At 38.0% G+C, this 11,557-nt stretch carries 6 protein-coding genes and 1 pseudogene; 1 reads left to right on the top strand and 6 read right to left on the bottom strand.

Annotated elements, in window-relative coordinates; genetic code table 11:
* Positions 1-96: 96 nt before the first annotated feature.
* The 3 genes from CTN07_RS19780 to CTN07_RS19765 form a co-directional block, all read right to left on the bottom strand.
* Positions 97-432 (bottom strand): hypothetical protein, encoded by a 336-nt coding sequence (locus CTN07_RS19780; RefSeq protein WP_036766285.1) that lies wholly within the window; start codon positions 430-432, stop codon positions 97-99.
* Positions 433-1,421: 989 nt separating this feature from the next.
* Entirely contained in the window at positions 1,422-1,733 is a 312-nt protein-coding gene (locus CTN07_RS19770; protein ID WP_036766287.1) for a hypothetical protein, read from the bottom strand.
* Positions 1,734-2,093: 360 nt separating this feature from the next.
* Entirely contained in the window at positions 2,094-2,258 is a 165-nt protein-coding gene (locus CTN07_RS19765; protein ID WP_080551816.1) for an Imm8 family immunity protein, read from the bottom strand.
* Positions 2,259-2,557: 299 nt separating this feature from the next.
* Here CTN07_RS19765 and CTN07_RS19760 point away from each other — a divergent pair.
* Positions 2,558-3,331 (top strand): annotated as a pseudogene (locus CTN07_RS19760) (helix-turn-helix domain-containing protein).
* Positions 3,332-3,488: 157 nt separating this feature from the next.
* Here the strand turns inward: CTN07_RS19760 and CTN07_RS19755 are convergent.
* The 3 genes from CTN07_RS19755 to CTN07_RS19745 are packed head-to-tail and all read right to left on the bottom strand — an operon-like array spanning position 3,489 to position 11,557.
* Entirely contained in the window at positions 3,489-3,962 is a 474-nt protein-coding gene (locus CTN07_RS19755; protein ID WP_036766289.1) for a hypothetical protein, read from the bottom strand.
* A gap of 48 nt (positions 3,963-4,010) precedes the next feature.
* On the bottom strand, positions 4,011-4,649 hold the full coding sequence (locus CTN07_RS19750; protein WP_005306981.1) for an SMI1/KNR4 family protein: 639 nt from the start codon (positions 4,647-4,649) through the stop codon (positions 4,011-4,013).
* A gap of 2 nt (positions 4,650-4,651) precedes the next feature.
* The gene (locus CTN07_RS19745; protein ID WP_005306984.1) at positions 4,652-11,557 is read right to left on the bottom strand and encodes an RHS repeat-associated core domain-containing protein; all 6,906 of its coding nucleotides are present in this window, start codon (positions 11,555-11,557) and stop codon (positions 4,652-4,654) included.

Below are 11,557 nucleotides of genomic sequence, written 5' to 3'. Positions count from 1 at the left end.
CCTTAATTATAATAAAAAGTAATATTGAATAAAAAAGAATAACCACATAATTAAAACTATCGATAATCTATTTACTCTTTATTCTTAAGATAGAGTTTATTTTATTGAACCGATGTACACAGGAGCTGGAGCATCACTGTAAGTACCTAAACTAGAACACCCTCCCTCACCAGCATAATAAAATATGGCCTTCTTATCATTATTCTGTGTACTTTGAAGCATTCCTACCCATAATGAGCACGTGACGGTATCAATTCCCTTCCACGTACCCTTTGTATTACAAATATATGTGTAATCATTTCTACCAGAATGAAAAACATTGACACTGCCATCACCGTAAACTAGGACTCTATTGACTGCAACTTCACAGGAAAAATCTGCAAATACATTTTTTGATACTACTAATAATATAAAAAACATTAGTTTTTTCATTGAACCTCCTTAAAACTTTGATTTACACATCAAAATTTAATTAAAAACATGACTATTATAATCAACTAGTAAAAAAAATAAACTTTAATCACATTTTTTCGATACTTTTATATAAATTGAATGCAAAATATATTTAATACCAGTAATTAATTTATTTATCTTGTATAGATTGTACTTAATAAAATATGCAATAAAAATTAATCAAAATCACATCACCATAAATATATGAGGAAAAGCAGTAAAAGGGTAAACTCTAGAGTTTTTAAGTTGTTACAATATTGTGCTATCACTATTAGTGCACATAAATAGATGCTCTGTTAAATAGATTAGACAATGCTCAGGCTAACCCCTAAGCATTTAACTAATTTTTAAGAAAAATCTTCTTCTCAATTTGGTTATTATCTTTTACTGATGAGGATAACGCTACGGCTGGACTTAACATATATTGTGCTATAAAGACAAAAACCAACGAAGGAATGATCAATACTAAAAAAAGATAATTTTTTACGCTGCTGATAACTCTAAACAGTACCTTATTAGTCTTTCTGGTATCAGTTTCGATAAGAGCAGAACTATTGCTCTATTTCCCTAAAACACTAGTTCTTCAGCATACAATTTCAATAATGTATCGACGAGCTAGGTTTGGTAATTAAAGAAAAGGTAATCATTGTTAGAAAACTTAAGCCTATAGTCCATTTTTAGCGAACTGCCTATTTTTATAGTATCGCTTGGTTCACCCTATTTTATAGTTTAACCGACTTCATCTAGATCAAATTCAGATACAGATTTCGTAGCTCCGCTAACCTAACACGAGCATTCTCTGGGTATTTATCGAAATGAACTTTAACTACCTGTTTTTTGGAATCTCCTATTCACGTAATGTCACCATCAACCCACGACGACAAGTACGCTTTTGGGACTAAACTGGCGCTTGGATAAAGCAAAAAAAAGCAACAGTAATAGGTCGTTGTTAAATTTTGATTAAAACACTACTTTGCAATTATTCGATGCAGTCTATGTGCTGCTTCAATACCACCCATTTTATTTTCTGCTTGATCATGACAGTGGATATCTGCTGTTTTTCCAGACGCGTATAAAGTCAAAATAAGTGAATGAACATTTTTCTCATCTGCCGGCACGTAACACCAAACGTTATCTGACCGTTTGAAATATAAGGGGTTTACGCTAGATCCTTCCCAAAGTGTTACAGCTGTAATTGTTACATTCGAACCAAAGGTCCAAGCCATAGCATTTATTGAAAGCAAAGCACATAAAACGAGTGGTACAATATTTCTTTTCACAACAATTCCTTTATGTATGTATAAAATTTAACAGTGCATCAACAATGCATTCTGTTCTGCACAACTACATCAGGACACTTCTCTGCAACCTGAAGGGCGCGAGTAATCTACTCTCTTTATAACATTAATTTATGCCCATGTATCGTAGGTATAAAAATGGCTTACTGTCCTGCAATAGCTTTTAGCGGCACATTTGGCAGCAATATTCTTTACTTCATCTTTGCTAGCTGTTCTTAATCCTGCCAACTCTTGATCTAAAGCTACAGGTAGTTGACTGTGTTTTTTTGTTTATGGGATCGTACTTAGACGTAAGGTCATCTTTCTCGCCAAACAAAACTTCTGTTTCCGAGTAGCGAAATATCAACAATTTGGTGCACAGACTTGTATTCCAAAAGACTCCTCACCTTCTAGGCCCTCAAGGCCAATCATAGCTTGAAGCAAAAAACTGAAGTTATCTGACTCTTCAGGCCAAAAAGCATTAAAGTCGATCTCTGGGGAGTGAATGCCTTTTAATTCTGCTTTCATTGTTGATCCACGATATCCAAGTGACCATTACCTTGCCATTGACCTTCGGGTTTAAACCGACACTCTAAATTGGCTTGAGCCGTTTATGATGGAGATGCTGGATACGGTGATCCAGCAAAAAATGCCTGCGAGTGTGGGCTGTTACTAAGACAAACTATTCGTAAAGCTTACAAAGTCCGATAGGCCAAAATCTTTCATATCTTCCAGAAACTGCCTTTTAGTTGATATTTGATTTTGAATATTAGGCAGATCTAATAACTTTGCTATAGCGATTGCATTCTTAGCCCTAGTTGCATGGAATGGGCAATGTATCTAGAGCCTGCAAGGTTATGGGGGTCTCACGAGACACTTTTTATCGCTATCAAGAATTGGTTGAAACGGGTGGTATCGATGCTCTGATTAATCAGAGTAGAAGAACACCAAACTTAAAGAACTGAGTCGATAGTGAAACCGAACAAGCGGTTCTAAAATACGCCATCGACTTCCCAGCTCATGGGCAAGTTCGAACAAGCAACGAGCTACGTAAACTCGGTAGATTTATCTCTCCAAGTGGCGTGCGCTCAATCTGGCTTCGTAATGACTTAGAGAACTTCAAAAATCGCCTTCTTGCATTAGAAAAACAAGTCAATGAGAACGGTATCATCTTAACGGACGAGCAAGTTGCTGCCCTTGAGCGCAAGAAGCATGATGATGAAGCGTGTGGCGAAATAGAAACAGCGCACCCAGGTTATCTCGGCTCTCAAGACACGTTCTATGTCGGCAATCTGAAAGGTGTTGAACGAATCTATCAGCAGACCTTCGTTGATACCTACAGCAAAGTCGCCTTCGCTAAGCTCTACACGACAAAAACACCGATCACCGCAGCAGATATGTTGAATGAGTTCTACCAAGTGACGTTCAGAAAGAAACTGTATGGTTCAATGGAAGAGTTACAGAAAGATCTGGACGAATGGATGGATTACTACAACAATCATCGTACTCATCAAGGAAAAATGTGCTGCGGCAGAACGCCAATAGAAACATTAGAGGATGGGAAATCAATCTGGGCTGAAAAGAATCTAGCCCAGATATAATCTGGCAGGCACCGAGTCGAAAAGTGGGTAACTGTCCGATCAGGTCTGAATTAGTACACATAATTATATTTGAAATTTGACTCGCCTGTACTTTATAAAACTTTGCGACAGAACCGAAATAAATAAAGCACATATTAATCGGGCTTAATTTATACTATTAACAGTTAAAACCACTGTTCTTTAGTACAGTAACATCAACCGTATCATCAGATGGCCACAAGATTATGTTGTAATAATCATCTCCCTCTAAGCCATCTTCACTAAGAGTAGTTAATCCTTTATATAAAACATAAGCAGCATAATTTCCAGGCTTTAACTTAACTCTTGTAGCATCCGGTAAATAATCACTCGGCCCTCGAACAACCAACAAGCCAGAAGCCAAAGTTATGCCGCAATATACAATGTGCTCCCATGACTTCTTGTCTATATCAGGTTTTTCATCACTTACCACAATTTCAACAGGTACATCCATATTCCTTGCCGTTGATAATGCAATATAGCCGTTATCCACAATAATTAATTTTTCATAAGCTTGATCATCCCATGCTACTGATAGGTCTGGCTCTATAGTTTCATCGTGTAGATAAACCTGATTATAATCAGCAAAAATTTCCAAAGAATAAGATTTCATTTAATACTCTCCACCAAAAAAAAACCCAGTTCAAACTGGGCTTTTTATCTATTCAATAATTTTAAATTCTATTTGCGCCCCATCAGGCAAATTAGCAATTTGACATGCTAGGTTTGCTCTCGTTCTCATACCACTAACGGCTTTAATGGCACTCAAGTTATCAAGCTCAAAGGCCCCCCCGCAAACAAACGGTACCTTAGGCATAAGGCGCATATCATTTGGCAAACTTCCATAAGCTTCTTGCCACTCATGAGCAAGAGAGTATCCAGTCCAAACATTGTAATCACTTAATATCTCTTGAACCCAACTTTCGAAGTTAGAGGCCATCTCCTCAAAAGATCCAGTTTCTGGGTCAAAAGAACATATCACATTGTTTTTAATGCAAAATTGACCGCCAAAAATATCTTCAGCGAAAAACAAAGCTCCATCAGTAAAACCAGAATAGTCTTTTCGCCATAAGCTATTTGCATTCCAGTCAACCAATCCAATAGAGCTCTCTGAAGTTAAACTAGGAAAAACGCGAAGTGCCGACTCAAATGCAAAAAACCCATTTTTAACATTTAATAAATCTTCGAGTTCATTACCTAACTCACCTGCTAATTCCAATATTTCCAGAGGAGGTGCAACTTTCCTCTGAGATAACTGGTCACTAGAAATTAATACTAATTTATCAATATAACTGCCCATACCTAATCCACAACATTAATTCTGACCCGAGTTCCATCCGGCAATCCACTACACTGCCCACCAATGCAAGAACCTGCCCCACGATTATCTCTCGGATTAATATGTCTGACACTTGCTCCTGACCCACCTTCTTTAAACATCGCCGGCGGATATTCGTCCCTGTCCAATCCTTTCTTAGTTGGTACTCCTTTCAACGATGCTTTTCGGTTAGCGAGGGCATTTGCTCTATCGATAGTTAAAGTTTTGGGATGACCAGCAGCCTGAGCATCTTGTATGTGCTTGGCTGCTTCAGGGTGACGACTGAGGCTTACTTCTACTCTCTTTGTAACATTACCTATTTCCTGTAATTTATCAAATGATTTGGCTTTTTTAGCAATAAATAGGCCTGCTAGTTGATAAATTCCTCCGGTAATAACGCTCAAAGAAGCACTATTTGGGTTAGAGTCTAAAGGATTGACTAATTCATCATAAAACTCATAAAAATCTCGGCCTAAACCTAAAGGCGACATATCGAGACCCAAACCCACCAGGGTTTCCGTTATGCGAGCTCTGCTCTCTAGTGATGATTGCTCATAAAAATGCTTATTGGCCCCATAAACATAATAAGTCTGTTTCGATGTTTCTGTTATTTGGTTTTCTCGCCGATCACTCTGTGTATTGTGACTTCCATAACTTCCATTATCATTTCGATCTGCGGTGATTGTGACAGTCTCATGAACATCCCTCCCTAAATTAACCTCTGTCGTTTGACCCGTTATATTGTCGGTTTCAGTAGCTGTGTAATAACCACTTGGATCTGTATACTTAAGTGGGTTATTCATCACATACGAATAACGGTTAAAACTATTTGTCATAAATGGCGCTTGAACCACCGGATCAGGACTAATAAAGCGACCGATATCCGCATCATAAACCCGCCCATTCATATGGATTAAGCCAACTTCCTCAAGATGTTCATGTCCGGTGAATCCTCTTGTCGTTAAGTTTAATTGCACTAATGTGGCCGGATCATGGGGATCTTGCCACAGCAATTTTCGGGCTTTACCCCAACTATCAAAACTGCGACGCTCGACAATATTACCGTATCCATCAGTAATTAAATCCACAGAAGAAAGCGCATCGTAATGTAAGTAACGAATCTGTTTATCTTTTAAGTTTCTTTGATTGTCATATTCGCTAACATGCAACGCAATAAGCTTTCCATCAGCATAAATATACTGTTTGTATTCAACATGCTTGGTTTTGGTATCTAGAATTTGTTCGTAGGTTTTACCTAAATACAAGATCTGTTTACCATTGCTGTCTTCCCGATAAAAACGGGCATGATTTGCATCATACTCAAACGAAGTAATATGCCCATTGCGTGTAATACGTTCGGGTTTGTTAAAACTGGTCCAAACAATACTACGCTCTTCTTTATCTTGTTTCGTAGCACGCACCATATTACCCGCAGCATCGTAATCATAGTGTGTATCACCAGCTTGGGTTACAGCATGCTTGTGCGATGAACGATACTCATAATGGCCGATTCCTGTTTTATAAGTAATATTACCTAACCTATCGTAATGGTACTCAAACCTACGATTGAAATCAGGATTTCCTGCCCCGTGCTGGTTCTGATCATCCAACATCGGTGTTGCACTGGTTACTCTATCGAGTAAGTCATAAGTAAAGCGTTCGTTTAACCCTAAACTTCTATCATAACGCTGAGTAACATTGCCCCAATTATCGTAATTGTAGTAAATCTGTCGGTAACCATTTTTGATAAATTGGTGATTCGACAATTGTAATTGACTGACAACATGACTGGCTTTATGCGTCGCAATGATTCTTGCTCGTCCTGTTTTTTCACTGTGGACATAGCTGTTTGCAAGACCATTACCCAAGACTTCACTGGTTGTGTGGTCATAAGCATCCGTATTGGTGCGTTGCCAATAATAAATAAAGGCATTTTTATCGGCCTTCGCTAACTCCGATTGATGCACAATCGTTTGCAAATGCGCTTTTTGCTTATTCGTGTTTTGCTCGTCTTGCTTATAAAGCCCACTTAACTTAGCGACTTGCTGCGATAACACCACCAACTTTGCCACCAATTGGCGGTAAGTTTGATAACGAGTATTGGCGATTTCACTTGCTAGCGTTAGCTCTTGCGCCGTGAAGTTAATTTCTTGTTTTGTTGATGCATCTTTGTATGCGCCATAGAGGTGCTTACCGGCAATCAGATCCAGTGAGCCGTTGTTATCATGATCCTTTAAGACCCAATCCTCTTGCTGCGTTGCACCACTGTTATTTAATTCATCACTCGATGCCGCATAAACAGTTGTGTCGAAGTAGCGATTACCATCTTGGGTACGGCTGTATCGTTGGGTCAACCGGTAATACTGATCAAGTGTGACATCCAGAGGGATAGACACCTCATCATGTAAAATAAGCCATGTTGCAGGTTGTAAATAGCAAGCGCCGGCATTATTACAGTATTTTCTAAATCGTTGAGCCCCATGAAGTAGATTTAAAGATTGAACATCAAGCTCATAGATATCAACACTGTTGCCTTTAATTTCATTAGCTTTGCGCTGATAAAAATCCCTTTGCTGCGCGTAACGATCCGCTAAATTCAGATATTTTTGAGCTTGCGATGCTGCTGCATTTATCAAAGCCCTTACATCTTGTTGGAAACTCAAACTCGTAAAGATACTGTCAGCGGCTGATTTAGGACTTCGCACAGCACTGTGATAACCAAACTCATTATAAATATATTGCAGTACAAGGTCATTCGGTCTAATTTCCTCAGCTATACGCTCAAAACTGTCATATTTATAACGCTGAATCAGGGTTTGTCCTTTCGCTACCATTTTTTCTTCTACTAGCAAGCCATTATTGTAGAAGAGCTCTTTTGTATTACCTGGACTTTGTTGTCGATAGAGAAGGCCTTTACCTCGACGGTCATATTCCCATGTCGATACGATACCAGAGATATTCTCATAGGTTTTACGGCCTAATTGATCATAAGTAATACGAGTTGTTTTATCATTCGCATCGCGCTTGTATACCAATTCACCAAACACATTGTGATCGTAATGCAATGTGCCCAAATCCGGATCGATCAGCAATTTACGGTAACCCAGATTATCGTATTGAACTGTCGTCGTATTATTGGCTGAATCGGTTGTTGTTTTTAACTTACCATCAGGATAATACGTGTAGGTTTGTGACGCGCCTAATGGCTCATCCACTTTGATTATCTGACCAAGTAAATTTTTTGTGATTGTCTTTGTATATATTCCTCCTACTTTGGATTCGGTATAAGTTTCTTTAAGGCCTTGATACACAATCTGACTTTCATGCCAACCATTTCCTGAATCTGACGGTACTTTGCTATAAACCTCACGACCTAAACTATCATAACGAAATTGACTATGAGGTACATTTGACATCGAAGGATCGGGTTTTTCAAAACTTGGACGACTGTGACGTAACTTTTGCCCAAGGCTATCCCAAGATTGATCCTCATAGACCCAACGACCATCAAAAGATTGATTGATATTACGCACTTCTCGACCCAACCGATCAAACTGTGTGATAGTCTTTCCGCGCCCATTTTTTTCAGTGAGAATACATGAGATAGCCTGATTGGCTTTAGCCTCACAATTATTGCCCAATCTATAGGAATATTTGACCCAATTGTTGCTTCCTGGTAACCAGGTTTGCTGTAAACGCCCATACACATCGTAGGCATTACGAGTCACACGATTATTGGGGTCGGTAACCATTGTTACGAGCCCAAATAGCTGATCGTACTCATAAGTCGTGGTATGCCCAAGGGCGTTAGACGTTGATACTGGAAATATCCCATAACTGTCATAGGTCGTGCGATCCGTTCTAGAAGCAGTATTTGTCCCTCCTGTTGTTTCAGAGATAACATTGCCATAATCATCATATTCAAATTGTTGTATAAGTGATTTTGCCCCCATTGATGTAGTGCCGTAATCACTTGATTGTGTTCTCTGAGCCAAAAGCCGTCCTCGAGTATCGTACGACATAGAGCCCATTGATTGTTGTGTTAGTCCATTAAAGGTAACGGTCGTAGTACGTTGCTTAATCGCATTGGTCTTCCAAAATTCCTTACCTGACTCTGAAACCAATGTGGTTAACGACCCTTTTTGGGAAACAAGATCTTGTAACCCATCACCGTTATAGTCATAAACATAATATTCACCGCATAATTGCGGCGATTTTGATGTAAATTCAGATTGACTGACAGCGGTAAATGAGGTGTTTTTTATTTGAGTATTACTGGTTGCATTCGATGAATGACTTTTCACATTTAAACGATAAAAATAAGGAAAATCACCAACCAGAATAGGGGTAACAATCTCACCATGGATCAGTATAAATTTATTACGCGGCTTAATATATTGTTGGCCGTCACTTCCACACCAAACATCTAGATGATCATAATGCGCTAAATTTTTTGCAATATGACTTGAAGCCGAATTTTGGGCTTGATTTATCACCTTATAAGTCGGCAGACCTGACGATAAATAGCTCGTTTCATCTACTTGAGTAAAGGTTGGCTGGCCTGATAGCGACTTAGAGGTTACCGTTTTGACGACTCGACCGACATCATTATAAGCATAGGTCTTTTGGATTAGGCCTAAATTGTACCCCATATCATCTTGATATTTAGCCGTATTTTCTGTTCGTCTTATTTGATATGAATACTTGCCATCATAACCAGTTTGAACTTTATGCGTATAGTGAGCCCATTCTTCACTCAGAATTTTATTATTTATTTTTTTAGTTTGATAAATAAGATTACCCGTCGGTAATTTTTTTACTTTCCCACCGACATCTCGATATTGTTCATATTTAGAGTAAACCTCTGTCGCTATGCCATCGTTAGAATAATGCCTTGACGTTATGGATTCAAAACCTAAAAACCCCCCACCATTAACATGGGACTTAGCGCCAACATATTCATAGCGTGTTGTTCCTGTTTTATTTTTTATTCGGTTAACCACAATGAGAAACGGTGTTGTATTGATGACTGGAAAATCAAAATGCACTTTCTGTTTGTGGACGTTTTTATTAGAAATAGGTGCATAACTAATGTCTATTTTATCTGCATAGGTTTCAATGGCGTCGACATGAAAGACATTCGGTGTAAAACGGACAATTGAGGTATATTTATTATCATTTACCGTTATTTTTTCATATATACCGTCTGAGTTAACATCAGCATAATAAGCATTACCATTATAATGTTTAACGGTTTTAACTTTATTAATTTCAGGAGTAAGATAAACAATTTGATGATCCCGTCCATGACGGTCTTTTAGTATAAGTTCATTGATCCCATCATGATTGATATCGAGAACCTGAGAAATAAGATTTGCCGTATTACTTAACTCAACGGGCGCTTCAAAACGGTTACCGTTATTTATCATTATTCGATAATTTGGGGAATCATAAAGTTTAAATAAAATGTCTTTGTATCCGTCATTATTCATATCATAAAATGCGACATCTTTAAATTTGGAAGAATGATATAAATAATCAGAATAACGACAATTACCACCACTAGTGGAGCAATAATAAAGTAGATTTAATTGGCTGTTTTGTAGGTTAACATTTAACGATGAATAATTAAGCCATTTCTGACATTCATGCTTACCACACCCCGTCCAATTCTCATGCCCGCTTAAATAAGTGTATGAATCCATTAGGCCATCATTATTGATGTCTAAAACATTCCCATAACCCGAACCATCTGTTTTGCCGTCTCCATTCATATCGTATAAACGAGACTTCGATAAGTTGTTTATGCCATCACCATTATTATCGGCGGCATAACATCCCGTACTTGAATCACAGTTCTTTAATGTTGTTAAACCCTCATTCCTCCAAATACCTAACGTCTGATGATTTGAGTGTGATACAGTTTCAAAAACACCGTCTCGCTCTTTATCGTATAAAATCGGGTTAGCAACATTTAAAATATGATTGACTGAAGGTCCTGTACTTGACGGCATATAGGACCAATGAATTTTAATCGGTGTGATTTCATAACCAGAAATACTTTTTGAAATGGCTGTGATTAATGATAGCCCTGATGTGTCAGCATACTTATAACTTAAAGTGTATTTATTTACTACTTGATTATAATTATTAGATATAGTTATATCATTTAACCTTTTTTTCCTAATCTGTTTATATCCAAGAAAGTACTTAGTCACATAATCTTTTCGGTCAACATAATTGAAATGTACTTTTCCGCCAACATAGTTAACCGCAGATAAGTATTTTATGTTGTTATCGGTAAGATACGTATAATTGATTAGATTATTTGAATTGTCTCTATCTTGGCTAATGTCCCAGGATAACACATTCCCAGCCAACACTAACTTAGAATCAGCCGTACCACCATAGGTATGCTCCTCACCATCAGGCGTCCAAGCTTTAAAGTATTCAGGTCCACTTCCTACTTTATTAAAAGATACGTATTTATTACCGTCATCAACTTCAGTTCGATATTCCGTAAGGTGTGCCCCATCTTTGCCCGTTATAGCAATAAGACGTTTACCGTTGACACAATATCTGTCGTTATCATCAAATTTGACCCCACCCCATTGTCCATCCGTTGACAATGTACGAGCACACCGCGCAATGGTGCTTTTACCTTCTATTTGCCATCCTAATCCGAGCTCATTATTTACACCATTACTGTTATACGCAATAGCTAATGATGGTGTATAACCGGCTCTTCCTTTAGGCAATTCCAAACTTACATTATAGTTAGCCTGGCCACCTGAAACAGTAAATTCACCATCAAGATACGGTGAATCGGCGTTTGACTGCACGCTAAAAAGAGTTAAAGAGAATAATAATCCATGTATTACTTTTTTCAT

The sequence above is a fragment of the Photobacterium damselae genome (assembly GCF_003026815.1).
Lineage (GTDB): Bacteria > Pseudomonadota > Gammaproteobacteria > Enterobacterales > Vibrionaceae > Photobacterium > Photobacterium damselae.
The sequence above is the reverse complement of the archived record's forward strand: the minus strand, read 5'-3'. Positions and strand labels throughout refer to the sequence as shown.